Annotated in this window: 21 protein-coding genes; 7 read left to right on the top strand and 14 right to left on the bottom strand. The window is 71.4% G+C overall.

Annotated features, from left to right (window positions below; genetic code table 11):
- Positions 1-37 precede the first annotated feature (37 nt).
- The 5 genes from ABZ707_RS07400 to ABZ707_RS07420 form a co-directional block, all read right to left on the bottom strand.
- The gene (locus ABZ707_RS07400; RefSeq protein WP_360169240.1) at positions 38-1,042 is read right to left on the bottom strand and encodes a DUF5914 domain-containing protein; all 1,005 of its coding nucleotides are present in this window, start codon (positions 1,040-1,042) and stop codon (positions 38-40) included.
- Positions 1,039-2,040, bottom strand: a complete 1,002-nt coding sequence (locus ABZ707_RS07405; RefSeq protein ID WP_360169243.1) for a phytoene/squalene synthase family protein — start codon at positions 2,038-2,040, stop codon at positions 1,039-1,041. Before ABZ707_RS07405 ends, ABZ707_RS07400 begins: the two co-directional genes overlap by 4 nt.
- Complete coding sequence (gene crtI, locus ABZ707_RS07410) at positions 2,037-3,566, bottom strand: phytoene desaturase family protein (protein ID WP_360169246.1); 1,530 nt, start codon at positions 3,564-3,566, stop codon at positions 2,037-2,039. The genes ABZ707_RS07405 and crtI overlap by 4 nt, the downstream gene beginning before the upstream one ends.
- A gap of 14 nt (positions 3,567-3,580) precedes the next feature.
- A complete protein-coding gene (locus ABZ707_RS07415) occupies positions 3,581-4,912 on the bottom strand; it encodes a polyprenyl synthetase family protein (RefSeq protein WP_360169249.1) in 1,332 nt (443 codons plus the stop codon).
- Between the two features lie 485 nt (positions 4,913-5,397).
- The gene (locus ABZ707_RS07420; protein ID WP_360169252.1) at positions 5,398-5,847 is read right to left on the bottom strand and encodes an SRPBCC family protein; all 450 of its coding nucleotides are present in this window, start codon (positions 5,845-5,847) and stop codon (positions 5,398-5,400) included.
- A 340-nt stretch (positions 5,848-6,187) separates the two neighbouring features.
- On the opposite strand from ABZ707_RS07420, the gene ABZ707_RS07425 reads away from it, so the two are divergent.
- From ABZ707_RS07425 to ABZ707_RS07435, 3 genes are all read left to right on the top strand, one after another.
- Positions 6,188-7,534: a GAF domain-containing SpoIIE family protein phosphatase gene (locus tag ABZ707_RS07425; RefSeq protein ID WP_360169255.1), complete on the top strand. Its 1,347-nt coding sequence runs from the start codon at positions 6,188-6,190 to the stop codon at positions 7,532-7,534.
- Between the two features lie 281 nt (positions 7,535-7,815).
- A complete protein-coding gene (locus ABZ707_RS07430; RefSeq protein ID WP_360169258.1) occupies positions 7,816-8,913 on the top strand; it encodes a Dyp-type peroxidase in 1,098 nt (365 codons plus the stop codon).
- Positions 8,894-9,703 carry a family 1 encapsulin nanocompartment shell protein gene (locus ABZ707_RS07435; protein WP_360169261.1) on the top strand — a complete coding sequence of 270 codons (810 nt, stop codon included), beginning with the start codon at positions 8,894-8,896 and terminating at the stop codon, positions 9,701-9,703. The genes ABZ707_RS07430 and ABZ707_RS07435 overlap by 20 nt, the downstream gene beginning before the upstream one ends.
- A 58-nt stretch (positions 9,704-9,761) precedes the next feature.
- On the opposite strand, the gene ABZ707_RS07440 is transcribed toward ABZ707_RS07435, so the two are convergent.
- From ABZ707_RS07440 to htpX, 4 genes are all read right to left on the bottom strand, one after another.
- Complete coding sequence (locus ABZ707_RS07440; RefSeq protein WP_360169264.1) at positions 9,762-11,000, bottom strand: threonine synthase; 1,239 nt, start codon at positions 10,998-11,000, stop codon at positions 9,762-9,764.
- A gap of 259 nt (positions 11,001-11,259) precedes the next feature.
- Positions 11,260-12,288: a class I SAM-dependent methyltransferase gene (locus tag ABZ707_RS07445; protein WP_360169267.1), complete on the bottom strand. Its 1,029-nt coding sequence runs from the start codon at positions 12,286-12,288 to the stop codon at positions 11,260-11,262.
- A 256-nt stretch (positions 12,289-12,544) separates the two neighbouring features.
- On the bottom strand, positions 12,545-13,129 hold the full coding sequence (locus ABZ707_RS07450) for a hypothetical protein (RefSeq protein ID WP_360169270.1): 585 nt from the start codon (positions 13,127-13,129) through the stop codon (positions 12,545-12,547).
- A gap of 65 nt (positions 13,130-13,194) precedes the next feature.
- Entirely contained in the window at positions 13,195-14,100 is a 906-nt protein-coding gene (gene htpX, locus ABZ707_RS07455) for a zinc metalloprotease HtpX (protein ID WP_360169273.1), read from the bottom strand.
- A 275-nt stretch (positions 14,101-14,375) separates the two neighbouring features.
- On the opposite strand from htpX, the gene ABZ707_RS07460 reads away from it, so the two are divergent.
- Entirely contained in the window at positions 14,376-14,981 is a 606-nt protein-coding gene (locus ABZ707_RS07460) for a response regulator transcription factor (RefSeq protein ID WP_360169276.1), read from the top strand.
- 16 nt (positions 14,982-14,997) lie between these two features.
- On the opposite strand, the gene ABZ707_RS07465 is transcribed toward ABZ707_RS07460, so the two are convergent.
- From ABZ707_RS07465 to lanKC, 4 genes are all read right to left on the bottom strand, one after another.
- Positions 14,998-16,788 (bottom strand): ABC transporter ATP-binding protein, encoded by a 1,791-nt coding sequence (locus tag ABZ707_RS07465; RefSeq protein ID WP_360169279.1) that lies wholly within the window; start codon positions 16,786-16,788, stop codon positions 14,998-15,000.
- Positions 16,785-18,611: an ABC transporter ATP-binding protein gene (locus tag ABZ707_RS07470; RefSeq protein ID WP_360169282.1), complete on the bottom strand. Its 1,827-nt coding sequence runs from the start codon at positions 18,609-18,611 to the stop codon at positions 16,785-16,787. Before ABZ707_RS07470 ends, ABZ707_RS07465 begins: the two co-directional genes overlap by 4 nt.
- 167 nt (positions 18,612-18,778) lie before the next feature.
- Positions 18,779-18,907 (bottom strand): SapB/AmfS family lanthipeptide, encoded by a 129-nt coding sequence (locus ABZ707_RS07475; protein ID WP_360169285.1) that lies wholly within the window; start codon positions 18,905-18,907, stop codon positions 18,779-18,781.
- 62 nt (positions 18,908-18,969) lie between these two features.
- Positions 18,970-21,582, bottom strand: coding sequence for a class III lanthionine synthetase LanKC (gene lanKC / locus ABZ707_RS07480; protein ID WP_360169288.1), 2,613 nt, complete (start codon positions 21,580-21,582; stop codon positions 18,970-18,972).
- A gap of 170 nt (positions 21,583-21,752) precedes the next feature.
- Here lanKC and ABZ707_RS07485 point away from each other — a divergent pair, with 170 nt between their 5' ends.
- From ABZ707_RS07485 to ABZ707_RS07495, 3 genes are all read left to right on the top strand, one after another.
- Positions 21,753-22,742 (top strand): iron-containing redox enzyme family protein, encoded by a 990-nt coding sequence (locus tag ABZ707_RS07485; RefSeq protein ID WP_360169291.1) that lies wholly within the window; start codon positions 21,753-21,755, stop codon positions 22,740-22,742.
- A gap of 68 nt (positions 22,743-22,810) precedes the next feature.
- Positions 22,811-23,464, top strand: coding sequence for a HemK2/MTQ2 family protein methyltransferase (locus ABZ707_RS07490; protein ID WP_360169294.1), 654 nt, complete (start codon positions 22,811-22,813; stop codon positions 23,462-23,464).
- Positions 23,445-23,645, top strand: coding sequence for a CDGSH iron-sulfur domain-containing protein (locus tag ABZ707_RS07495; RefSeq protein ID WP_360169297.1), 201 nt, complete (start codon positions 23,445-23,447; stop codon positions 23,643-23,645). The genes ABZ707_RS07490 and ABZ707_RS07495 overlap by 20 nt, the downstream gene beginning before the upstream one ends.
- A gap of 101 nt (positions 23,646-23,746) precedes the next feature.
- On the opposite strand, the gene ABZ707_RS07500 is transcribed toward ABZ707_RS07495, so the two are convergent.
- The gene (locus ABZ707_RS07500; protein ID WP_360169300.1) at positions 23,747-26,467 is read right to left on the bottom strand and encodes a carbohydrate-binding protein; all 2,721 of its coding nucleotides are present in this window, start codon (positions 26,465-26,467) and stop codon (positions 23,747-23,749) included.
- Positions 26,468-26,669 lie beyond the last annotated feature (202 nt).

The raw sequence follows: 26,669 nt of genomic DNA on the forward strand, positions 1-26,669 counted from the left end.
TGGCAGTCGCTTGCGGCCGGTTGCCGTCGCGGCCGGCTCAGCCGGGGAGGCGGCCGGTGGCGCGCAGTTCCCAACGGCGCTCCGCGTAGGCGAGATCGTCCCGCCAGAGGCGTCCCGCCGCGGCGCGCATCAGCGGCCGCAGCAGCGGCGCGGTGGCCCGCGCGACGGCGAATCCCGGACGTGCGGAAGAGGCGACGACCGCCTCGGTGACGGCGGTGCGCGGCCTGCCTCCGGCGTCGGGACCGAGCGGGGTCGCGTGCGTCTCCACCACCGAACCGGCCCCCTCGCCCTCCGTGATCCGCATGACGACCGTACGGGGTTCCGGCGCCGTGAAGACGGCCCTGACCGGCACCACCAGCCGGCCCGCCACCTTGAAGGACACGTCCACGGCGAAACCGTCCTCGCCGCCGTCCCCGGGAGTGCTCACCACAGCGAGATCGACGAAGGAGTACGGGTGGAACCACGCGCCGTGCCAGGGATCGAGGCGATTGGCGACCACATCCTCCGGTTCGCAGACGCCCGTGCCCGTGTAGACGGACTCCACGGCTCCGGCCGGACGCGGCCGGGCCGGTACGACCGGCCGCTCCAGCGGGTCCTCGCCGCCCGCCCGGTCCAGGCGCACCCACACCAGGACCCCGTCGTCGTGGGCCGGGAACGGCTCCCAGCCGGCGAACGGACCACCCCGCAGGGCCAGTCCGTGCCAGTGGCAGACGAGGGTGCCGCAGCGCACCCTGCTGTCCTTGAGCGGCGCGCCGAGGTGCGGACAGGCGCCGGGACCGGCCAGCACCCGGCCCGCACTGTCCCGCCAGGCCACCACTTCCACTCCGGCGACGGTGCGGCCGAACGGCCGACGGTTCGTGATGTCCCGTGCCGAGCCGATCACGTACCAGTTGCCGGAAGGTCGGGCCAGGGCGTGCTTCAGGGCCTCGTCGATGAGCGCCGGCCTGGCCTCGCGCCAGGTGGGACGCTGGCGCTCCCAGGGCACGGCCCCCTGCCGCAGCCGCAGCAGCCGCAGCAGCCGCCTCCCGCCCCGGCCGGTCATCGCGTCGCCTGCCGTACGAGCGGCCGATCCGAGGGCGCCGGTGCGGGCCGGGCCGCCGTCGTACACGCCGCGCGGATCCGGGCCGCCGCCACCCGGGCGAGGCCGTCGAGCGCGACCGCCGCCCGTCGCCGCCGCCGCACCACGGCGCGGCGGTGCAGCACGGAGTATCCGTCGTCCTCGACGGCCCGCAGGATGCCGCCGTACAGCACGAACGCGGTACGGACGCACGGCCGGGACAGCGGATCCAGTATGGCCACACCGGGCAGTGCCTCGCGGTAGACGCCCCGGGTGAGGTCGGCGGCGGCGCGCAGCGCGGCGACGATACGCGGATCGCGGGCCCCCGTGGCCCTGCTCCACCGGAGCAGTTCCCGGTCGACTCCGTACGCCGCGATCAGATCGGCCGGCAGATAGACCCGGCCCCGGTCGAGGTCCTCGCCCACGTCCCGCAGGAAGTTGGTGAGCTGGAACGCGACCCCGAGGGCCGCCGCGTGCGGAGCCGCTTCCTCCCGGGGCCCCACGGTGCCCAGCACCGGCAGCATCTGAAGGCCGATCACGGCCGCGGATCCGTGCATGTAACGGCGCAGATCCTCGTAGGTCGGATAGTCCGTCACCTCCAGGTCGCTGCGCATGGCGGTCATGAAGTCGGCGAAGTGCCGGTGGTCGATGGCATAGACGGCCGCCGTGTGGGCCAGCGCCCGCACCACCGGTTCCGTGCTGTCACCGAGCCGCAGCCCCGTGTCCAGCCGCCGCTGCAACGCGCCGAGCGCGTCGCTCCGTTCTGCCGTGGTCGCGCCGCCGTCCAGGTCGTCGACGATGTCGTCGGCCCACCGGGCGAAGCCGTACAGGGCGTGCACGGCCGGCCGCCGTTCCACCGGCAGCAGCCGGGTGGCGAGGAAGTACGTCTTGCCGTGCCGGGCGTTGAGCCGGCGGCAGTGGGCGTAGGCGGTGCGCAGGGCGGGCTCGGTGATGCCCGCCGCGTCGAGTTCGCGTTCGGTCATGCCGGGGTGCCTTCCGGTGCGGTGCGGGCCGGCGCGGCGCGCGGTGTCCGGAGGCCGGTGACACGGGCCGCCGCGAGTTTCCCGGAGATCAGTACGGTCGGCACCCCGACGCCCGGAGTGGTACCGCATCCCGCGAGTACCGCGTTCTCGGTGCCGCGCACCAGGTTCCGGGGGCGGAACGGACCGGTCTGCGGAAAGGTGTGGGCGGCGGAGAACGGCGTACCGGCGGCGTGTCCCCGGGCCGTCCAGTCCGCCGGTGTGACAAGACACTCCTCCTCGATCGCGGCGCCGATCCCGGCGAGGCCCCGGCGTTCGAGTTCGCTGAGCAGGCTGTCGCGGTAGCGGGGCCCGAGTGCCCGCCAGTCCCGGGGGCCGGGGCCGATGTCGGTGTTCGGGCAGGGCGCCAGGACATAGTGCAGGTGGCGGCCGGGAGGTGCGAGAGAGGGATCGGTGGCCGTGGGCCGGGTGATGAGCAGCGAGGGGTCGGTCATCAGCCGTCCGGTACGGGTCAGCTCGCGGAAGGTGGACTTCCAGGCGGAGCCGAACGAGATGGTGTGGTGGCCCAGTCCTGGCCAGGTGCGGTCGGTGCCCGCGTGCAGGATCACGGCGGACGGCGAGTGACGCAGCCGCAGCGGGCGGCGCGGCCGGTGTCCGAGCAGCCGGTAGGCGACCGGCAGATCCGGCGTGAGCACCACCGCGTCGCAGGGGAGGCGTTCCCGGTCGGTGACGACGGCGGTGATCCGCTCGCCGGACCGCTCCAGCCGCACCACGTCGTGGCCGTAATGGAAAGTGGCCCCGGCGTCGGCCGCCGCGTCCGCCATGGCCCGCGGCAGCGCGTACATCCCGCCCCGGGGGAAGAACACCCCGGCGACCGTGTCCATATAGGCGATGACGGCGTACGCGGCGAGGGCGCGGGCGGGCGGCACCCCCGCGTACAGGGCCTGGAACGAGAACACCCGGCGCAGCCGTTCGTCGGAGACGAACCGGCCGATCCGGGCGTCGAGGCGGCCGAAACCGCCGAGCGCCGCGAGGCGGGCCAGATCGGGATGGAGGAGCTGGAGCGGGGAGTCGAAGTTCGCGTCGATGAAGCGGCGCATCTGGACCCGGTACAGCTCTTCGAGCCAGGCACGCAGCCGCCGGTAGCCGAGTGCCTCACGTCCGCCGGCCAGCCGTTCGACCTCCGCCTCCATCGCCGCCGCGCCCGTGTGCACGTCGATCGCGGAGCCGTCCGCGAACCGGGCCCGGTAGGCGGGGTGCAGCGGTAAGAGCTCGACGCGGCCCCGGAGTGTGTCACCGACGGCGGCGAACGCCTCCTCGGCCAGGTCCGGCATGGTCAGGACGGTCGGCCCGGTGTCCAAGTGGTAGCCGTTGCGCACGGTGCGGCCGGCCCGGCCGCCGGGACCCGCGTCCCGCTCGACGACGGTGACCCGGCGTCCCGCGCCGAGCAGATGCAGGGTGGCGGAGAGTCCCGCGAGCCCGGCGCCGACCACCACGACATGATCGGTGCGGCCCTTGAGTGTTTTCATCGTGCTCGGCGTCCTCATCGGAGTGGTCCGTCCTTCAGGAGGGCCCCCCGGCCGTCGTCCGGCGCCGTCCCCGGGCCCTGCCCGATGGCCGCCTGATCCCCGGCGACCGCGCTCAGCAGCCCGTGCAGCCGTCGTTCCGCGACGGGTTCGACCGAGGCGGCGGCGAGATGCCGGGTGGCGCGCGTCACCAGCCGGTCGATCTTGTTCTCCACCACCGCTCGCGCGCCGGTCGCCGCGAGTACGTGCCGTACCCGGTCCAGGCCCTCCTCGGAGAGGGAGGCATCACCGAGGGCGTTCTCCAGGACGGCCAGCGAGGCGCGGTCGTCGTTCGAGTCGGCACGTGCCCGCGCCAGGCTCACCAGATAGGTGAGTTTGCCCTCGCGGATGTCCTCCCCGGACGGCTTACCGGTGTGGCGCGGGGCGCCGAACACGCCGAGAAGGTCGTCACGGAGCTGGAAGGCGATCCCGGCGCAGCGGCCCGCGGAACGGAGCGCCCGGGTGGTGCGGTCGTCGGCGCCGGCCAGGGCGGCGCCCAGCGCCAGCGGGCGCTCCACGGAGTAGAGCGCGGTCTTGAGACAGGCGGTCCGCAGGGCTTGTGAGGTCGAGCGTGACCGGGTCACCTGACCGCGCAGATCGAGGTACTGGCCCGCGACCATCTCGGTCCGCATGGCCCGCCAGATCGCGCGCACCTGACGGCGGCCCGCCGCGGGAAACTCGGTGTCGGCGACGACATCGTCCGCCCACGCCAGCGCGAGGTCGCCGACCAGGACGGCCGCCGCCTTGCCGAAGTGCTCGGCGTCGGATTCGGGGAAGTCGCCGTACTGCTCGGTCAGCGCGGCGTGCACGGCGGGTCTGCCGCGCCGGACAAGGGAGCCGTCCATCACGTCGTCGTGCACCAGGGCGCAGGTCTGGATCAGTTCGAGCCCGGCCGCCAGCCGGAGAGCGGGGTACGCGTCCGCCGCGTCCATCCCGGGCGCGCAGGCCCGCAGCCCCCACCACAGGAACTGGGACCGCATGCGCTTGCCGCCCTGGAGGGTGAAGAGCGCGAGACGCTCGGCGAGGTCGAGGGCGAACGCCGGGTCGGCCGCGCGGGATTCCGCGAGCGCCTCGTCCAGCACCTGGCCGAGTACGCGTCCCACGGCGGCGGGGACATCCGCGTCGACGGTCTCGGGACTGCCGACGGCCTCGGGACCGCGGGCGTGCGGCCCCCCGCCCGCCGGTGACGAGACCGGTGCCAGGAGCGTCCGGCCGACGCCTTCCGGGCCGGACGGAGACGGCTCCGGGCCGGGGTGCGCGTCGGCCCGGCGTCCGGTGGACGCGAGCTCCTCCAGCCCGGTCGGGCGCATCGGTTCTCCTCTCCTCGCGGGGTCGGCCGGGCCGTACGGTCCGGCGGTGCGGCTCCCCGGACGCCGCCGGTCCCGCTGCCGTGGGGCCGATGGGGAGTGGTGAGAGGCGGAGCCGCGCCTGAACGGCGGCGGAGCGCGTCCTCGCGTCAGCCGTTCAGCGGTGTACCTGCCGGTCTCCCACAAGGCCGGGTGGCCCGGTCGACCGCTACAGGCTACGGGTCTCCCGGCCCGTTCCGTCCCTTCCGTCACGTTTCGCTGACGTACCTCGACTTCCTTGCCGGGCCCGGCTTGACACCTGTGTGGCCGCTGTTCCATCCGGCTGGGGGCCCCGGTCCCGGCCAACTTCCCCCGTAAGGCGGCCGGATCCTCCGCCGCACGAGGCGCGCCCGGCGCCCGTCGGCCTCCCTGGACGGGAAGCGCCGGGCACCGGGCGCGTTGCCGGAGTCACACGTACGCGGCTGCTCTCCCGCGCACGCCCGCGCGGCTCAGGCCTGGCCGCGCCAGGCGCCGGTCTCACTGCCACGGGCCTCGATGAACTTCTTGAAGCGTTCGAGGTCGCCCTTGGCCTGGCGGCGCACAAAGCCGAGCTTGTCGCCCACGGTGTCGGCCACACCCTTCGGGTCGTGGTCGAGCTGCAGCATGATCTTGGTGTGTACGTCGTCCAGCCGGTGGAAGGTGACGACCCCGGCCTGGTGGACATCGCCGGCCACGGTGGTCCAGGCGACGCGCTCGTCGGGGAGCTGTTCGGTGATCTCCGCGTCGAACTCCCTGCTCACGCCGTCGACCCTGGTGACCCAGTGGGTCAGGGTGGATGTGCGCTGCTCGATACGCTCGACACCGTCCATGAACTGCGGGAATTCCTCGAACTGCGTCCACTGGTTGTAGGCAGTGGTAACGGGGACCGCGACCTCGACGGATTCCTCGATCTTCGACATACCTCGCTCCTCGTTTCGGTGTGTGACGAGTGTTCTCCCCGCGTGCCCGCGCACGCTGTCCCCACACACCGCGCCTCCGCACCCGGGGCCGCCCGTCGGTTCACCGTGTGCGGACCGCCGCTCCTCTCCGGGCCCCGTCCGGTCGGTCTTCGGGGCCCTTCGGGGGCCCGGAACGCCCGGCACGGCACCTTGCGCCGCCAGCCGGATCCCAACGAAAGACCCTAGGGTGTCACTGAGGGATATCTGATGTTTTGCTCAACGATGTACCGCCCAGCCCGAACACCGGGCGGCCGGAGCGCGGCGGGCTCATCACGCCGCGTGTGCGAGGGAGTGGTGACCAGTGGACCCGGAAGAAGGCCGCGACGGCGCGGCCGGACATCCCGAGGTACGTCTGCCGCTGGACGACGACCTCCGGCGCATCGGGGAGAAACTCACCGAGCTGGGGCAGGCGCAGGAGAAGCTCCAGATCCTGCTGACGGCGATGCTGGCCCTGAGCCGTGAGACCGAGCTGGCTGTCCTGCTCCGCCGGATCGTCACCAGTGCGATGGCACTCGTGCGTGCCCGTTACGGCGCCATGGGAGTGCTCAGCGAGGACGGCGGCGGGCTCTCGCAGTTCATTCCGGTGGGTCTGAGCGCCGAAGAAGTCGGGGATCTGGAGGGAGTCGAGCTGCCGCACGGCAGGGGACTGCTGGGCAAACTGATCCAGGACCCCGAGCCGCTGCGGGTCCAGGACATCGCCGGGCACCCGGCGGCGGCGGGCTTCCCGCCCGGTCATCCGGCCATGAAGACACTGCTGGGTGTCGCCATCACCGTCCAGGGCCGCGTCTACGGCAATCTGTATCTGTCGGAGCGGCTGGACGGACAGCCGTTCGACTCCCATGACGAGGAAGTCATCGAAGCGCTGGCCGGGGCGGCCGCCGTGGCCATCGAAAAGGCCAGTCTCTATGAGCGGGTCCGTTCGGAGGCCGAGCGGTTCCAGCGGCTACTGCTGCCGAAGCTTCCCGACCCCTGGCCGCTCGCGGCCGCCGCCGTCTACCGCCCGGCGGCCAAACCCAACCACCTCGGCGGTGACTGGTACGACGTACTGATCCTGCCCGACGGCGTCTGCGCCGCCGTGATCGGCGATGTCAGCGGCCATGACCTGACCGCCGCGGCCGCCATGTCGCAGACCCGCAATATGCTGCGCGCCCTGCTCTGCACGCAGCCCGAATCGCCCAGCGCCGTCCTGACCCAACTGGACTTCACGCTCAACGCCCTCGCCGCCGACCTGGTCACCACCGTGCTGGTGGCCCTGGTCCAGCCGCACGACGGCGCCTGGACGCTGCGGTGGAGCAGCGCCGGTCATCCTCCGCCGCTCCTCCTCGCTCCCGGCGAACCGGCCCGCTATCTCGGCATCGAGCCGTGTCTGCCCCTGGGAGTGGAGCCCGACGGGCCCCGGCACGACCGCACACACTTCCTTCCGGCCGCCGCCACCGTCGTGTTCTTCACCGACGGCCTTGTCGAACACCACCAGATCCCCATCGACACCGGTCTGCGCGCGCTGGCCGAGCTGGCTTCCGCCCATGCCGAGCTGCCCGTGGACGAACTCTGCCGGCTTCTGGCCGACGACCATCCCAGCGACGGGCACGACGACCTGGCGGTCCTTGTCGTCCGGACGCCATCGGCCGCCGGTGAGGGCGTGTTGTGACGGTCCGTCCGGCTCACATTGTGAAGGTCCCCGTCCGGCGCACAACGCCTGGCACGCGCGCTCGCCGGGCCCCCGGACCTCGGCTGTCACCGGATGCGGGGCGTGTGGCCCCGAAGGAGAATGAAGAAGGCCGGGGCGCCCGGTGCGCGCGAACGCGCCGAAGGCCCTGGACCGCCGGGCACGCCGGGCAGCAGCCGTCCCGGCCGACCCGTCGTGCGGTACGGACGTGGCCCGCGCCTCTGGGCCTGCCCCGCACCTGACGAGGGAGGAGGTGTCCGGCGATGGCCTCTCCCGCCCCGGAGCCGGTGCCGCAGCCGGTGCTGAGCCCGCTGACCGGAGCGGCGATCTTCCTGGTGGTGACGGTCGACACGGGCGGCGAGTCCGTCGTACGGGGGCTGCTGTCCGACCTGTCGGGGCTGCAGCGGGCCGTTGGATTCCGGGCGCCGCACGGGGAGCTGAGCTGTGTCGCCGGCATCGGCTCACAGGCGTGGGACCGGCTGTTCGCCGGGCCGCGCCCGGCCGAGCTGCATCCGCTCCGCGAACTGGTCGGCGCACGGCACCGCGCCGTGTCCACCCCCGGCGACCTGCTCTTCCACATCAGGGCGGCGCGGCTCGACCTCTGCTTCGCGCTGGCCACCCAGATCATGGACCGGCTGCGCGGCTCGGTGACGGTCTGCGACGAGGTCTACGGCTTCAAGTACTTCGACGTACGTGACCTGCTCGGCTTTGTGGACGGGACAGAGAATCCGGTCGGCCCGGCCGCGAGCGCGGCGGTCCTGGTCGGTGACGAGGACGCGGAGTTCGCCGGCGGAAGCTATGTGATCGTGCAGAAGTACCTGCATGATCTTGATGCCTGGAACGCCCTGCCGGTCGAGGCCCAGGAGCTGGTGATCGGCCGCTCCAAGCTGACCGACATCGAGATGGGCGACGACGTCAAGCCGGCCGATTCGCATGTCGCACTGAACACGATCACCGACCCCGATGGCACGGAGCGTCAGATCCTCCGCGACAACATGCCCTTCGGCAGCGCCGGGCAGGGCGAGTTCGGCACCTACTTCATCGGCTACGCGCGCACCCCCGCCGTCACCGAGGAGATGCTGCGGAACATGTTCCTGGGAAAAGGGCCGGCCGACCACGACCGGATCCTCGACTTCTCCACCGCGGTGACCGGCACGCTGTTCTTCGCACCGAGCGGCGACTTCCTCGACGACCCGCCGGATCCGCCCGCGCCGCCCGGTTCGGAGACCGGCCCGGAGACCGGTTCCGCGAGCGGGGGAGGGGCCGGGGACGGCCCCGCGGGACCTCTCACCGTGGACGACGACTCGCTGGGTATCGGCAACCTGAAGAGGAGCACCCCCGATGAGGAACCTGCACCGTGAACTGGCGCCCATCTCCGAGGCCGCGTGGGCCGATCTGGAGGAGGAGGCGCGGCGCACCTTCGAGCGCCATGTGGCCGGGCGCCGGGTCGTCGATGTGCCCGACCCCGCCGGCACCGGGATGGCGGCGGTCGGCACCGGGCATCTGACGGACATCAACCCTCCGGCGACGGGCATCGTCGCCCGTACGCGACGCTCGCAGCCCGTACTCGAACTGCGCGTGCCCTTCACGGTCGACCGCCGGCAGGTCGACGACGTCGAGCGCGGGGCCAAGGACGCCGACTGGCAGCCGGTGAAGGACGCCGCCCGGAAGATCGCGTTCGCCGAGGACCGCGCCGTGTTCGAGGGATACCCGGAAGCGGGCATCGCGGGCATCAGGAAGAGCACGTCCAACCCGGAACTCACCCTGCCGGCCGAGGTGCGCGACTACCCGGACGCCATCAGCCAGGCCGTGAGCACCCTTCGGCTCGCCGGTGTCGGGGGCGCCTACACACTGGCGCTCAGCGCGGACGCCTACACCGCCGTCAACGAGACGTCCGACCACGGCTATCCCATCCACAACCACATCGACCGGGTCCTGGACGGCGAGATCATCTGGGCGCCCGCCATCGACGGCGCCTTCCTGCTGTCCACGCGGGGCGGTGACTTCGAACTCCGCATCGGCGAGGACGTCTCCATCGGCTATCTGTCCCACGACGACACCAGCGTCCGCCTCTACTTCCAGGAGACGCTGACCTTCCTGATGTACACGAGCGAGGCCGCGGTGGCGCTCGCGGCGACCGGACGGACATGAGAGGAGCGCCGCGCGGGCGCCGGCGTGCTGCTGCCACCGGCGCACCGTCACGATCGCCTCAACGCGCCCCCGGCGCCCCGGGGATACGCCCGTGCACCGGCAGGGTGGGGACATCGACGGGGACGGTCTCGGGGTACTTGAGACCGGTGCCGGTGTTGAGCACGACCACGTTCTCGTCGCCACGAAGCCAGCCGGAAGCGCGGAGCTGGTCCACCGCGGCGAAACAGGCCGCGCCCTCCGGGCAGACGAACGCCCCCTCGACATGGGCCAGCGCCTCCTGCGCGGCCAGCAGTTCCTCGTCGGTCACCGCGATGGCGGTGCCCTCGGTCCGCCGGACCGCGTCCAGGACGAGGAAGTCACCGAGCGCCTTGGGAACGGTGATGCCGAAGGCCACCGTACGGGCGTCGGGAAAGGCCACGCTCTCGCTGTCACCGCGTTCGAAGGCGTCGACGATCGGTGCGCAGCCGGTCGCCTGCACGGCGACCAGCCGCGGCAGGTCACCGGTCAGCCAGCCGAGTTCACGCATCTCCAGCAGCGCCTTGTAGATGCCGATGATCCCGACCCCGCCGCCGGTCGGATAGAGGATGACGTCGGGCGCGCGCCAGCCCAACTGCTCGACGATCTCGTACCCCATCGTCTTCTTGCCTTCGAGGCGGTACGGCTCCTTGAGCGTGGAGACCTCCTGGAAGCCGTCCCGCTCGGCGACCGCGGCGGCCACCAGTTTGCCCGCGTCCCCGATCAGCCCGTCCACCAGATACAGCTCGGCGCCGGAGACCACGCACTCGGTACGGGTGATCTCGGGGGCGTCGACCGGCATGGCGATCAGGCTGCGCAGGCCGGCCCGGGCCGCGTACACCGACCACGCCGCACCGGCGTTGCCGTTGGTGGGCATCGCGATGCCCCGCACACCGAGCTCCGCCGCCCGGGAGACGCCGACGGCCGCTCCGCGCGCCTTGAAGGTGCCGGTCGGAATGAGCCCCTCGTCCTTCATCCGCAGCCCCGGCACACCGACGCTCGCACCGTAGCGGCTCAGCTCCAGCAGCGGTGTCATCCCTTCGCCAAGGGTGATCACATTGCGCTGCTCCCGCACCGGCAGCAGCTCCCGGTAGCGCCAGAGATCCGGCGCGCGGCCCGCGATCTCCTCCCTGCTCACGGTGGCCGCGACCCGTTCGAGGTCATAGCGGGCCAGCAGGGGCGCGCCCACCTCGGAGGTCCCCTGCACCACGTCGGCGTCGCTGACCGCGCCGGTCCGCGAGCACTCAAGATGGGACAGGGCCGAGAAAAACGCGGTCGGCATAACACTCCTCAGACGATCGGGATACCGCCGGGGGCCGGCGTCTGGATCCGAGGAGATCCCACAGTGATCGTTTCGTCAAGACTGGAGCACGGTCCAGCGGGCCCTCGCTCCCGCGCTCCGGTCGCCCGGCCCCGCGCCTCCGCCGGACCGGGCCGGACCGGGGAGCGGTGCCGGGGCACCCGTATCGAGCGAGATCCGTCCCCGGACAGGCCCGCCGGCACGGTCAGGAGAGGCGGCGGTCCGCGGGCCGACCGGCAGATCAGCGGAGTTCGTCGCGGTGGCCTGCCGGCATGTCCTCGGTCGACCGGCGCGGCAGCGGCAGCAGGTTGCCCTTGATCCGGGGGACACAGCGGTCGAGGCTCGCGCCCCGCCCGGCCAGGACGCGGAAGCCGGTCGGGCGCAGCCGCAGCTCCAGCGCCCGGACCCGGTCGAGGCTGCCGAGCGCGGCGAGCCGCACGCGCAGGGCCGCGTCCCCGATCAGGCTCTCGGGACGTACGTACTGGTCGTCGTCCGGTTCGATGCCGTCCAGGTCGATGAACTTCACGCCTCCGGGGAAGTAGACCCGGTCGGCGGCCAGCCAGTCCATGCCGAGGCCGTCGAAGAGCGGGGGCAGGTCCCCGAAGCGCAGGGGCCGGACCACGGGGTTGACATAGGCGTCCGCGTCGAAGACGTCCTGCTCGGCCTGGCTGAGCGCGGAGCCGGTCCAGCCCGAGGGGAAGCCGTACTCCGCGAGGGGCAGGGTGAGCCCCAGTTTGCGCACGGTGTCCAGCCCGGCGGCCGGGCCGCCGGGCGGTGCCAGGAGCTGGACGAGCTCACGGTCGAGCATGCGGCCGTGCTCGCCGAGGGCGTGGTACAGCCACAGGTGCAGCAGGCCGTCGGTGTTGAGGTGCTCGGTCAGCCAGCTCAGCCCGGCGCGGGGGTCGGGCAGGTGGTGCAGCACACTGAAACAGATGATCAGATCGAAGCGGTCCGTCAGACCGAGCTGGGGCATGGTGCCGTGGACGAAGTCGACATTGGTCGCCCCATGGCGCTCGGCGAGGTGGCGTGCGACGCCGAGGGAGCGCCGGCTGGCGTCCATTCCGGTGAAGTGTGCTTCCGGGTGCCGCAGGGCGAGCGCCACCAGGGTGTGGCCCGTGCCGCACCCCGCGTCGAGCACACGCCGGCCGTCCAGCGACGCATCGCTCAGCACGAGCGGCATCTCCCGGGCCACCACGTCGATCAGTCCGGATTCCGGTTCCGGGGACGGAAAGGGAAAAGCCTCATAGAGGCGTGCGACCTCACTCGTCATCGCGAGCTGACCCCTGTTCTTCGGCGACGGGCGTGACATGTCCCCGGGGTTGGAAAGCCCGGGTAAACGCTGCGGAAGGCTATAGGCGCTCTCCGGCGACGGACAATGCCGGCCCACGTTCGGGTGAGAATGTTCGGCCGGACGAGCGAACGAACCCTCCTATGGCGCGGAATTGCCGATGCCCATGACCGACCGGACGAATGGATTGTCAGCGAACGGCGGGAGAGAAAGCCCGCCCGGGCCTCGCGCCGGCCGGTCAGAGACCTGGCGCTCCCCAGACGGGGAACCAGCGGGCGAGGTCCTGCTCCATTCGCAGGTCTTCTCCCAGCACCGCTCTGACTTGCAGCTCGCGCTGATTGTCCCGCTTCTCGGTGCTTCCGGGCAGCGGCGCGAAGGGATAGAAGGTGCCGCGCTTGTAGAGATAGACGAGTGCCAGCGGCCGTTGTTCACCGTCCCGGAAGCCGAGCAGGGAGCAGAGGAGCTGCGGGCCGAAACCGCCGTCCTGGAGAAGCGTATTGACCGCGTGCAGATCATTGACGAGACCGGCCGTGTCGTCGGGCGCCTGCCGGACGAGCAGCCAGGTGTAGCCGTACGAGTCCGTCGTGAACTCCACGGGGGAACCCGCCCGCTCGGAGTCCGCGTCCAGTAGATCCTGGACGTCCTGCCGGATCCGCGCGAACCCGCCGCCCTCGACGCCCGCGAAGCACACCGAGCCGAGGCCCGTGGGGGCGAAACCGGCCCCGGCCTGGAGGGTGAGGGCGGCGGACGGCAGGGCGAAGAGCTGGTCGAGATCGGGGCACACCGGTTTGCTCCGGCCGAGAATGGTGTCGAGAAGACCCACGGGACAAGCTCCTCGCTGGTCGGTGCCGGGCGGTGCCGCTCAGTACGGCTGTCGCGCCCCGGCGGTCACGGGCGGGCGAGTTCCACGGAGATACGAGCGAGCTGCTCCAGCCGCTGTTCCAGGGTCGGGTGCGAGGAGAGCAGACGGCCCAGGCTCTCCTTCGACGCGAAGGCGGGCACGAAGAAGAAGGCGTTGTACGGTTCCGCCTTGCGGAGGTCCTCGGTGGGGATGCGCGCCATCTGTCCGCTGACCTTGGTGAGCGCGGAGGCGAGGGCCGAGGGGCGGCCGGTGAGCAGGGCCGCGGCGCGGTCGGCGGAGAGCTCGCGGTAGCGGGAGAGCAGCCGGGTCAGCAGAAAGCCGATCGCGTACACCGCCGCGCTCACCAGCGGGATCAGCAGAATCGCCAGTCCGGCGGGGCCCGCGTTCCTGGCACTCCTGGCGAGTCCGCTCCACAGGGCTATCCGGGTGATCAGACCCGCGAGTACCCCCAGGAACGAGGCGATGGTCATCACGGCGACATCGCGGTGCGCGACATGTGACATCTCGTGTGCGAGGACGCCCTCCAGTTCCTCGGGTTCCAGTCTTCGCAGCAGCCCGGTGGTGGCGCAGACCAGGGCGCTGCGCTCGCTCCGCCCGGTGGCGAAGGCGTTCGGGATGTCGCTGTGGGAGATCGCGACCCGGGGCTTGGGCATGTCGGCCAGGGCGCAGATCCTGTCGACGGTGCCGTGCAGCTCGGGTGCCTGCTCGGGGGTCACCACATGGGCGCCCATGCCGAACGCCGCGATCTTGTCGCTGAACCAGAACTGGGCGATGAAGAGGACGCCGACGACGATCAGGATGACCGGCCACGCGCCGCGCACCACCGCCAGCAGCACACCGACCAGAACCACATACAGCAGACCGATCAGGAACATGGTGGTCACCATGCGGGTGGTCAGTCCGTGGTCCGAGGTGTAGCGGGTTCTTGTCATCGTCGCCTCCAGGGCTCTCGGGTCAATTTTCCTCCTTTTGCGGAGAAACGGAGTAAGAGCGATATATGGAAGGCGGATCCCGCCGTCCCGGGGCGGCCAGAGGGGGCGTGCGGTGGTGCGCCGCCGCGCGCCGGGGGCTTGCGTGACCCCGGAAAGTGCCTCCCGTGCTACCGGAGGTCTCGTTCCTTCTCGCTTTGCAGGGGCATTCGGCTGTGTGCGGTGACCACGAGCGACGACAATGCCTTGCCGGTGCATCGCTTCATGAGGGGGTAGACATGATCCGGGTTCTTGTCGTGCACAGCGTGGGCTTGTTCCGTTCGGCCCTGGTGGCCTTGTTGCGTTCCGAGGAAACGCTCGACGTGACATCGTTCACCGGCCGGACGGTATTCCACGGCACGAAGGGCGGTGCGCCGCAGGTCTGTGTGGCCGACATCGATTGTCTGGATTCACCGGCGTATGACGGAGGCGCGGGTCCCGGCCCCGCCGACATGGGCCGTGGCCCGGCGCTGCTGGTACTCGCCACCGTGCGGAAGCCCGGGGCGCTCCGTAAGGCCTTTGACGCCGGAGCACTCGGATACGTCAACAAGGACGGCGAACCGGGGCGATTAGTCGAGGCCATTCACACCGTCGCGCAGGGCGAGCGATTCATTGACGAATCGCTCGCCCTGGATTTCCTGCACGCGGCGAAGATGCCATTGACGCCGAGGGAACTCAGCGTTCTCGCGCTGGCGGCCGAGGGGGCACCGATCGCCGACATCGCGAGATCGCTGCATCTGGCCAGCGGGACGATACGCAACTACCTGGCCGCCGCGATTCGGAAGGTCGGCGCGCGCAACCGGCTGGACGCCATTCGGATATCCCAGGGCGCCGGCTGGCTGTGACCGGCCCCGCCCGCCGTCAGTCGGACGACCAGTGCCCCACCAGGTCGCGGTAGAGCGCCGACCGGGTCAGCAGCTCGTCGTGCGTCCCGTACGCGGGCCTGGTCCCGTCCAGTACGAGGACACGGTCCGCGCGGCGCGCGGAGGACAGCCGGTGCGCCACGACGATCAGTGTGCCGGGGCGTCCGGCGAGCGCCTCTTCGGCCCGCGCCTCGGCGACCGGATCGAGGTGACAGGTGGCCTCGTCCAGCACCATCAGCGGCGCGGGGGACAGATGGGCGCGGCAGAGCGACAGCAACTGGCGCTCGCCCTGGGAGAGCGCGGCGGGGTCGACCATGGCGTCGAGGCCGCCGAGCCGGGCGATCAGGTCCTCGGCGTTCAACGCGTCGACCGCCTCGCGGAGGTCGGCGGACGAGGCGCCGGGGCACAGATACAGCAGATTGTCGCGGACCGTGCCGGTGAACACATAGGACTGCTGCGGGATGAGTACCCGCAGCGCCGCCAGACCGGCCGCGCCGCGGCCCCGCACCGGCTCCCCGTCCAGGCGGACCGTTCCCCGGCCGGGGGTGAGCAGGCCGGAGATCACACCGGTGAGCGTGGACTTGCCGATACCGCTGGGCCCCACCACCGCCACATGCTCACCCCTCTCGACGACCAGGTCGAGCCCGTCAAGCACCGGCGGGGAGCCGGGGCCGTACGCCAGGGTCACGGCACGGAGCTCCACGGCCGGTGGCGGCCGGCGCGGCAGAGGTACGGCGCGGGCGGGTACGGGGACTGCGGCGCTCACCCGCCCCGCCGGAGTGTCCGCCGGGGCCTCCTCGAACCGCTCAAGCACCACAAGGAGCCGGGTACCCGCCGCGCCCAGGGCGGTCATCAGCGTATGGAGGGCGGGCAGCAGGGCCTGGACGAGATACGCCAGCGCGCCGATCAGGGCGCCCGCCGTGACGCCCTGGCGCAGCAGCCAGGGGGTTGCGGCCAGCAGCAGCATCACCGGAAGCTGACCGGTCACGCCCAGCGCCAGGGTCCGGACGGCCGCCCAGCGGGCCAGGACGCGTGCCGTCCGGGCGCCCTCGTCGATCAGCCTCCCCGTACGGTCCGCCACCTCCGCCTGTGTCCCGCAGGCCACGATGTCGCGCAGCCCGGCGCCGATCGTCCCGGCCCGGTCGGCGATCGCCTCGTCGGCGTCCAGGAACGCGCGCTGGGCCCTTGCCATCGGTGCCAGTGTGGCCAGGAACAGCAGCAGCCCCAGGGCCAGTGGCGGCACGACCACCAGCAGGAACTGCGGCGCGAGCGCCAGCAGTCCGGCCAGCGCCCCGGCCGCGGTGAAGACGAAGGACCTCGCGGTCAGCACCAGTCCCGCGAAACTGTCCCGGACGATCTCGGTCTGATGGGTGAGCCGCGAGACCGCGCCGCTGTCCGCGCGCGCCGGATCGGCCACGGCCCGGCGCAGCGACTGTGCCACCGCCCTGCCGACCAGGGCATCGCGCAAGGGCTCGACCAGCGCCGCGAGCTGGCTGAACACCCCGCGCACCAGGCGCCCGCCGAGCAGGATCGCGACCGCTGCCACGGCCAGCCAGCGCAGACCGGTCCCCGGCTGTCCGGCCAGGAATCCGCGGTCGAGCGCCCGCGCCAGGCAGTAACCCCCGAGGAATGTCTGCGCGGACTCCAGCAGGGACCAGCCGGCGAGCCGCCAGAGGACCCCCTTCCGGCGCAGCAGGAAACGGCGGCCCCGGGCGAGCGTCCGGCGGTGCGTTCCCGGGGCCGCCGTTTCCTGCCGCGCCGAGAGACCGGCCGGCTCCGGCGCGCTCATGGGCCGGGCCGTTCGGGCCGTTCCGACGGCGCGGCCGGTCCCGGCCCGGTCGCGGAGGGTACGAGGCCCCCGGCGCGGTCCCCCGGCGCGGCCGGGGCCGTGCCGGGCACCGCGAAGACGGCGCGGTAGCCGGGGAAGCGCCAGAGGTCCGCATGCGGTCCCACCGCGCGTACCCGTCCCGCCTCCAGCCAGATCACCAGATCCGCCCGGACGGCGGAGGAGAGCCGGTGGGCGACGATCAGTCTGGTGCCGGCCCGGACGTCCCGGGCCAGGGCACGGTCCACCTGGTGTTCGGTGACGGTGTCCAGACTGGAGGTCGCGTCGTCGAGGATCAGCAGCCGCCCGGCGTGTGCGAAGGCGCGCGCCAGCCCGAGCCGCTGGAGCTCGCCTCCGGACAGCGGAGCGTCGGCGGGGGGTGTCTCGTACCCCCGTGGCAGCAGCCGGACGAAGGCGTCCGCGCTCGCGGCCCGCGCCGCCGAGCGCATCCGGCAGGCCGGGGCCCGTTCGGCGCCCCACGAGAGGGCCTCGCCGATCGTGTCACCGAACAGGACGGGCCGTTCGAACGCGTAGCCGACCTCGCGGCGCAGCCGCCCCTGCTCGACGGTTTCCAGCGGTACGCCGTCGAGCAGGACACGGCCCTCGTCCGGATCGGTGAGCCGCCCCGCGACGGCGGCCAGCGTCGACTTGCCCGCTCCCGAATGCCCCACCACGGCGGCCGACACACCGCCGGGGATCTCCAGGTCCACATCGGTCAGGAGACACCGGCCGTCGCGTACGACCCGTACGCCGCGCAGTTCGAGTGTGCCGTTCCCGTCCGGCGGCAAGGACCCCTCCCCGTAGGTCATGGAGGGCAGAGCCACCAGCTCGGCGGTCCTGCGCGCCGCGGAACGGCTCCGTACCAGCGAGCCCAGCAGCCCGGCCACCGCACCCACACCGGCGGCCAGGGCCGCGTACCGGGAGGCGGCCAGCAGCTCGCCCACGCTGATGCGGCCGGCGGCCAGCCGCGTCCCGCCGACCGCCAGCACCGCGGTCGTCAGCAGGGGCATCAGGACCCCGGCGCGCGCCACGGCCCTGCCGTGCACCTTCCACATACGGCGGCCCTGAACGCCCAGTTTCGGCAGGGGAGCGAGCACACGGGAGCGGTCCCGCTCCACGGTGCCGGCGGCGGCGATGGTCCGGGCTCCGCCCAACGCCTCGACCAGGCGCGCCGCGATGTCCGACTGCACCCGCTGGTAGCGCGTGACGCTGTCGGACGAGTCGCCGGCGAAGGCGCGCAGCACCAGCACCAGGAGGGGGAGACCGGCCAGGAAGGTGACGGCCGTCCACGGATCGATGAGGAACAGCGCGACAACAGCCCCGGCCGGGGCGAGAAGCGAGGCCGCGAGGGCCGCTCCGGTCACCGGCGCCGTACCGGCCTCGGTCGCGTTGGCGGACAGCCGGGCCGCCACCTCACCGGGGGAGAAGCGGGCGCCGTGTTCCGGCGGCGCCGCGAGGAACCGGGCCAGGGCCCGGACCCGCAGCCAGGCGGTCGACCGGGCGTCGGTCGTGCCGCTCAGCAGTGCCACCAGGGAGTCCAGCAGCACCTCCGCGCTCACCACGACGGCACACAGGACGACCCAGGAACCGGCCGCGCGCTCCCGGTCGAGCAGCAGGTCAAGAGCGTGGCCGAGGACGGCGGGCTGGGCGAGTGACGCGCCGGCCGACAGGGCGGAGCAGACGAACACGGCGGCGGTGCGGCCCGCGCTGTGCCGGGCCGCACCGAGAAGAAGGCCCGTACGCGCCGTGGCCGGCGAGTCGCGGGCGCCGCGACGCGGATACACCATCCGGAATCCTCCTTCGGGCGGGACGACGGACGGGCCCGGCGCGACGGGAAAGTCCCGGGCGGCGGACCGCCCGGGACTTCGTCGACCGCCGTCCCGCGGGCGGTGCTACTCGTGGTGCGCGCCCCGTGAGCGCCACCCGCGGGAGAGGGCGTCCGTCAGATGTGCTGTCAGCGACAGGTGGTGATGCTCAGGCTGCTGTCACCGCAGAGCAGCAGGCTCGCGCGGCTCCCGGTGGCGACGTCGCCGGTCGCCTCTTCCTTGGGGGTCTCCATCGACTGCAGGTCGAGAAGGTTCATGTGTCTTTCCTCTCCTTCATGGGGACTGTGTGTTTCCTTACGGCTCCCGGTGGGAGCCGGCTCTAGGGCCGCCGCAGCGGCGGGAGGAACGGCAGTTGTGCCGATTGGCCGGGCGAGGCGGCGGCGAGTGCCAGCAGGCAGCCGGCGGTGCCGGTCGAGAGGTCCATGGACAGCCGCATCATCTGCTCCCCGGGGAAGGCGAGTTGCCCTCGGTACGGCAGGGCGTGCCAGGCCAGGGCGTCCATCTGGCGCCGTACGTCGGCCTCTTCGGTGCCGGGTCCGCCGGCCGTCGTACGGCTCAGGTACAGCACCATGCCCGCGGCGCCGCGGAAGAGGCCCGGCTGCGCGTAGAAAGTGGCCTGCGCGGCTTGTACGATCTCGCGGCGCGCCCGCTCGAACTCGTCGTCCGGACGGTGGGCGAGATAGTCGTCGAGCACCATTCCGATGCCCACACTGCCCGCGCCCAGATACGGCATTGTGCGCCAGCCCTCGTTGACCTGGAGGGTTCCTCCGGCGCCCCGCGTACACCGGGCCAGATCGCGGCGCAGCGCGTCCGCCGCGAGGTCCAGCAGGGCCGTGTCACGGGTGCGCTCGTACAGCCGGACGAAGAGCAGGGCGACTCCCGCCGCACCGTGCAGCAGTCCGGCGCGGGGCGGCCCGCCGCCGGGGCCGGCCGGCATGGCACGGGCCGCGAGGTCCGCACAGCGCAGAGCGGCGTCACGCAGGGCCGGCTCTCCCGCCGTTCCGGCCAGCGCGTCGAGCGCGAGACCGAGGCCGGCGGCCCCGCTGTGCAGATCGGGCGGTAACTCGTCCCAGTGCTGATCAAGCGTCAGCTCGGCCAGTTCCAGGGCGCGTTGCCGATGGCCGAGCCGGTCCAGCGTCCAGGCGAGCCCCGCCAGACCGTCGTAGAAACCGAGCGGAGTGCCGGAGGCCGGGTCCTTGGTCCTCAGCAGCAGCCATTCCTCGGCCGGGGTGCACCGGCCGGCTCCGCTCTCGGCCAGCGCGTACAGCACACCGGCCGTCCCGTGGCCGAAGGTCAGACCGCCGCCCTCGGTGGCGAACTGGGCGATGTCACCGGGAAAGAACCGGTCGTCGCGCTCGGGTGACGCCGACGCGAGGATGGCGTTCACCATGGAGTCCCGGCTGTGGGGCCAGTCGGCGGGCTCCGCCGGCAGATAGGAACGCGCGGGCCCGGCGGCACGGTCCGGACGTGTGCGGGCTCCGGGCTCCGGCCGCCGGTCCGCCGGGGGATCGCGGAGTATCTCGGCCACGGCCTCGTCCAGGAAGGCGCGTTCGACCGGGAACTGCCGTGCCACCACGTCCGCCAGATGCGCGGCCTTGGCACGGTCGACGGCGAGGAGACTGGTCAGCGGTATGAAGAGCGCCAGGCGCAGACAGGCGAGGGCATAGCGGTCGACATCGAAGCCGCGCCGGTCCGGCGGAGCGACAAAGGCGGGATTGGCCACGGTCTGGCGCCCGTTGTCGTCGATGTGCGCGGCGGCCTCGAAGTCGAGCAGCACGACCGACGACTCGTCCTCCGCGACCATGATGTTGAACAGATGCAGATCGTTGAAGACCACTTTGCGCCGGTGCACTGCCGCGACGGCCTCCTCGACCAGCCGGTGGATCCGCAGTGCCCAGGCCGTGTACTCGGCGAGCCGCGCGGCGCCGGGCCCCGCGTCGATCAGCGGGTGGCGGCGGGCGAAGAAGGAGTTGAGGGGTTTGCCCTCGATGTACTCCAGCACCAGGAAGTGATGGCCGCCGAGGACAAAACCGTCCAGGACCTCGGGTGTGCAGCGCAGACCCGACAGCCGCTCCAGGGCGTCCCGTTCACGCCCCAGCCGGGTCACGGCGTCCGCCCCGTCGGCGGCCAGCCCGGCGTACGGCCGGGCCTCCTTCAGTACGACCTTCTCGCCGGTCCTGCTGTCCCGGCCGATGTACACACCACCGCCGTTGGAGAAGTGCAGGGCCTGTTCGATCGTGTAGGGCAGATCGGTCAGGGTCGTGGCGCCGCGTGCGTCGAGGTGCGCGCGGAGAAACGCGGGCGGGTCCACCCAGTCGGGTATCCGGAAGGCGGGCCCCCGGAGATCCGGCACGAGCTTTCCGGCGGAGTTCTCGACGGCCGGGCGGAGTTCTCCCTCGGCGTCGTAGCAGTGCCGCTGGGTGAAGCTGCCGTAACGGAGATACAGCGGCCCCGCACCCCAGCGCAGATCACTGAGGATGTACGGTCCCGCCTCGCCGGCCAGCAGGGCGTCCAGTCCCTCCGCCGTGGTGCGGCACTCCTCGTCGTCCGCCGGATAGACGGTGATGAACTTGCCGCTGGCGGCGCGGTCCGCGTACTTGGCGTTGCGGGTGTGCAGCAGATATCTGCTCGGCACGAACTTGAAGGCGATACCCCGCGGTACGCAGTAGTCCATGACCCGGCTCAGCACCGACTCGGCGTTGTCCAGGCACGCCGACACATGGATCTTCCAGCCCTGGGCCGGCAGCGCGCTGTCGAGCGGGCGCCAGGCCAGCCAGTCACCGGTGCGGTGCTGCTGCCATCCGGCGGGCGCCGGGCGCAGGGCGGCTGCCCAGAGACCCTCTCGGCCGGGGCCGCCGGCGGCCGGCAGCCGGTGTGGTGCGTCGTAGAAGTGCCGGTCCGCATCGCAGAATGCGGCATAGCCCTTGTTCACCCGCGCTCCCTCGGTCGGCGACAGCGCCAACGGTGTCACGGCGCCGGAACCGCGAGACAGTCGCCGATGTCACCGGCTCGCCATGGGTTACGCATGAGTAACCAGGCCGCTTTTCCCTTCCTGACGCCGTGGGCCGTTGCGGGGCTGCGCTCTCCGGGTACATCTCCTGCATGGCCATTGACCAGCGAGGACCTGTGCTGCCGGGTGACCGCGGGGGACTCTCGGCGGCGGTGACCGGCCGGCTGCGCGACGGCGCGGCGCTGCCCGGTGAAGCGGCGGTGCGCCGCGCCGATCCCTATGGGGACGATCTTCAGCTCGCCCTCTACGTCTGCTACGAACTCCACTACCGGGGGTTCGCGGGCGTCGACACCGCCCACGAGTGGGACCCGGAGCTGCTGCGGCTGCGCGCCGCCCTGGAGCGACGGTTCCTCGATGCGCTGCGCGCCGACGCCACCCGCCACGACGACCCCGCGGCGGCGCTGGCGGAGCTGCTGGTGGAACCGGTGCACGGGACGGGCGTCTCCCATTTCCTCCAGGAGGAGGGAAAGCTCTGGCAGGTGCGTGAATACGCGGCCCAGCGGTCGCTCTACCACCTGAAAGAGGCCGATCCGCACGCCTGGGTGCTGCCGCGCCTGTGGGGCAGGGCCAAGGCCGGGATGGCGGCCGTCGAGTTCGACGAGTACGGCGGCGGCCGGGCGGAGCGCGTACACGCGCGGCTGTTCGCCGACCTGATGTCCGACCTGGAGCTGGACACCTCGTACGGCCGCTACCTCGACGCCGGATGCGCGCAGATGCTCGCCACGGTCAATCTCATGTCCCTGCTGGGACTGCACCGAAGCCTGCGCGGAGCGCTGGTGGGCCACTTCGCCGCCGTCGAGGTCACCTCCTCGCCCGGGTCCCGCCGCCTCGCGCTCGCCATGAAGAACACCGGGGCGGGCCCCGCGGCGGAGTTCTTCTACACCGAGCATGTCGAGGCGGACGCCGTGCACGAACAGGTCGTACGCCGCGAGGTCATCGGCGGCCTGCTGGAGGAGGAACCCCATCTGGCGGCAGACATCGCGTTCGGTGTCGACGCCACCGGCCACCTGGAGGACCGCCTGGGAGAGCACCTCCTCGCGCGCTGGCGAGCCGGGGAAACCTCACTGCGGGTAGCCGTCTGATCCGGCTCCGTCGTCCGCTCGGCGCGAGAATTACCGATCATCCCGGTACATTCGGGCTTGAGGCCCCTGTGACTCTCATAGCCCTGCCGGGCGTTTACGCCCCGCAAGACGACACGGCCCTGCTGGCTGAAGCGCTGCGAGCTGAGGCGCTTCCCCCGCGGGCGGAGACCCTTGATGTCGGCACCGGTACCGGAGCGCTCGCCCTGGCCGCCGCCCGGCGAGGCGCCGTGGTGACGGCCGTCGACATCTCCTGGCGGTGCGTGCTCAGCGCCCGGCTGAACGCCCGGCTGGCCCGCCTGCCGGTCCGGGTGCTGCGCGGAAATCTGCTGGCTCCCGTCGCGGGGCGCAGCTTCGATGTCATCCTGGCCAACCCGCCCTATGTGCCCGCGCCCTCCGGTGCCTGGCCGGGCCACCGCGCCGCCCGCGCCTGGGACGCCGGGAACGACGGCCGGCTGCTGCTGGACCGTATCTGCCAGGAGGCGCCCCCGCTGCTCCGCCCCGGTGGCGTCCTGCTGATCGTCCACTCCGCGCTCTGCGCGGAGGACCCCACCCTCCTGCGGCTGCGGGCGGCCGGGCTGCACGCCGCTGTCATCGAGCGGCGCCAGGTGGCGTTCGGCCCCGTCCTGCGCGGACGGTGGAGCTGGCTGCGCTCCCAGGGCCTGGTGGAAGAGGGCCAGAACAAGGAAGAGCTGGTGGTCGTCCGTGCCCGGCGCACCTCGTGAGCCCCGGCGCGTCACCGTCCAGCGGGACGGTCCCACGCTGGTGGAAGGACCGGTCGAGATCACCCTGGAGGACGGCACCACCGTCACCTCCGACCGTTTCTGCGTCGCGCTGTGCGCGTGCGGGCGCAGCCGCCGCTATCCCTGGTGCGACACCAGCCACCGCCGCCGCACCCGCGACTGAACGGATGACGGCGGTGGGTCCCGGCATCCCTGCCGGGGCCCACCGCCGCGTGCCGTTCGGAGCGCCCGCACACGCAGAGCGCCCGCGTGCCGTTCAGCGCGTCATGGAGCGATACGGAAGGCGTCGATCATGCCGACCGAGGTGGAGCGGTTGACGATCCTGATCGTGTGCGAACCCCGGCTGAGCCCCGATTTCTCCCAGACGACCTGTTGTGCCTGCCGCGCGCCGGTGATTCTCAGGTTCACGGTGGCCTGGAGGACATTGTCCAGATAGACGTCGACCGTCCCCATGTCCCCATTGCGTTCGGAGAGGTACTGGACCCCGGTACCCGTGAAGGTGTACTGGGCGGTGGCGCCCACCGTGGTGCTGTGATGGGTGTCGTCGTTGTAGTCGCCGTAGCCCCGGCCGGTCGTGAGGTGCCAGTTGCTGTCGTAGGTCACCGAGGTGTTGTTGACCATGGGGTTCGGCGTCGAGCCGAGGCCGAGCGTGGAGTTGGTGCCCGCCAGCGACTTCGCGTCCCGGTTGGCGGTCCCCGTCAGCCGGGTCGAGCTGTACGAGGTGAGCGGCTTGGCGGTGCGTTCCACCACGTACACCGTGTTGGCGGCGGTGCTGAGGGAGAACTCGGCGGCGCTGGTGGTCAGGACCGTCGCGTTGTCGGAGACCCGGCGGACACGGACCTGCTGGGTTCCCCACGGATTCACGATCCGGGTGCTGTTCCCGTACAGGCTCTTCAGCCCCACGTACTTGACCTCGCCCGCCTCACGCTCCGAGCTGACCGTGAAGCCGCCCTTGGCCAGCAGGCTGAACTTGCCGACGAACGAGGAGTCCGAGGGCACGGCGGGGAACACCCGGATCTTGTCGTTGTACGACTGGAGCAGCGACTCGTTCATCGCCGACAGATGCACACCGAGATACTCGAAGACGCCGTTGGTGTTGGCCGTCAGGCCGTTCGGATAGTTCTGGTACTGGCGCAGCATGGTCTTCATGCCCTGGAAGGTCTGGTCTCCCAGGCCGAGCCTGGCCGCCTGCACGGCGTCGTTCGCCCACACGTTCCCGTACGGGAACGGCCGGCTGTTCCAGGTGTTGATGGCCTTCTGCTGATCGGGGTATCCGATGCCGGTCACGTCGTAGGGCCAGATGAGCTCGGCGGCGACGTTCTCGTTGTTGCGTGTCTGCGCGATCGGAGGCGTGTGCGGCAGATATGTGTTCGCGTCGGACGGGTACGGGATCAGGTTGTCCAGGATCCCCTGCCACTGCGGACGGAGGTCGGCGTCGAGGCCGAGCTGCTGCCCCACCTGGATGGCCAGCGGGAACAGATTCCGTACGGCGGCCAGATCGGTGATGGCGTTGGGTACGTCCCAGTACGTCTCGTGCGAGTTGGACGAGGCGACGTAGTACTGGCCCGTGGAGCTGTTCCGGGACAGTTTGGCCTGGTAGAACTTGGCGACCTCGCGCATGAACGGATACGCGGTGGTGCGCAGGTAGTTGGTGTCGTTGGTGTACTTGTACTGCAGGTACATGTTGTACGCGGCTTCGGCGCCGGTCGACCAGATGTCCTGCGTGTACTCGCTGTTGACCGTGCCGCGGGCGTTGCCGTCCCAGCCCATGGTCTCCGGGACCCAGATGCCGTCCACGTTGTATCTGGTCCGGGTGTATGCCTTCAGTGTGTCGAAGTTCCGGCTGTACAGCCGGTTGAATCCGGCCAGCAGATCGGTGTGGTTGGACGCCAGGAACGAGTTGTAGACGTCCCGTTGGTTCCAGTACCAGTACGAGTTGCTCCACTTCGTCGAGTCACCGGTGGCCCGGAAGGCGCCATTGATGAAGTGGAAGGGATAGTTGCCGTACCCGCCGGCGGCGATCATGTAGGTGCTGAGGTAGTAGATGTTCTCCATGTAGTCCGCTTCACCGGACCCGTTGGAGTACTGCACGAACGACTTCTCCCAGAACGCGTGCCACCAGTTGCGGAAGTTGTTCAGGGTGTTCGTGTATCCCGTGCTCTTCACCGAGTTCAGCGCGTTCTTCGCCTGTGTGACGGAGTTGTGGCCGGGCGCGTTCAGCCGGCTGCTGGCGGTGAACCAGATGGTGTAACTGGAGGACGGCGTGATCGTCAGCCGCACCTTGCGGCCGTCGATGACCTGCGCGGTGTACGGGGCGCCCTCCACGGTCGCCGCGAGTGTGTAGCCGAAGTTCTGCGGGTCGGCCTGGCCGCGGCTGAGGCCGGCGCCGCCGGCGTCCGCATAGGTCGACACCGTCTTCCAGGTGTCGAGGTTCGGTACATCACCGCTGTTTCCCAGCGAGCCGACGTCCCACAGGCTCAGGTCCAGCGCGATGCTGGACACCCCGCCGCGCGTGTCCTCGACATGGACACCCATGACCTCGGAATTCGGTGAGCCCATCACCGTGACGGTCCGGTTGTTGTCGTACTTGGTGGTGAGCGTCCCGTCGTACAGCGAGAGGCGCTGCTGGAACGTGGAGTATCCACTGTCCATCGCCGGAGTGGTGGCCAGATTGAGCATCCCGGCGCCGAACGCGGTCTGCTGCGAGGTGTCCACCCCGGACACCTGCATGGACAGACCGTTGTTCTGCCATGCCATCGCGCCCATGCGGCCGTTGCCGACGGTCAGGCCGTGCTCGGGGTTGGTGTTCGGCCGGTTGTAGACGATGTCGTGCTTGGAGAGGTAGTTCCCGTAGTCCACGTTCAGCGCGCCGGTGGTGGAGTTGAAGGCGGCGTCGGTGGGGGAGGCGGAGGCCGGCGTACCGGCGAGGCCGCTCATCAGACAGATGGCGGCGAGGGCGAGGACGAGCAGTCGGGCGGGTCTCATCGAGGGTCACTCCCACGGGCGGCGAGGGGGGTGCGAGGACGCGACAGTGTGGATCACCGGTCAGGACCGGTGATCCACGAAGCAGCGTGGTGACATGTGCGCAACACGCAGTGAACATCGGAGGTTTGGGGTCGTCAAGTACTGGCGCCGAACTATTCGAGAGGTCGCCCCACGTCCGGTCCGTACGCGGCCCCGTCGACGT

The sequence above is a fragment of the Streptomyces sp. NPDC006923 genome (assembly GCF_040635655.1).
Taxonomy (GTDB): Bacteria; Actinomycetota; Actinomycetes; order Streptomycetales; family Streptomycetaceae; genus Streptomyces.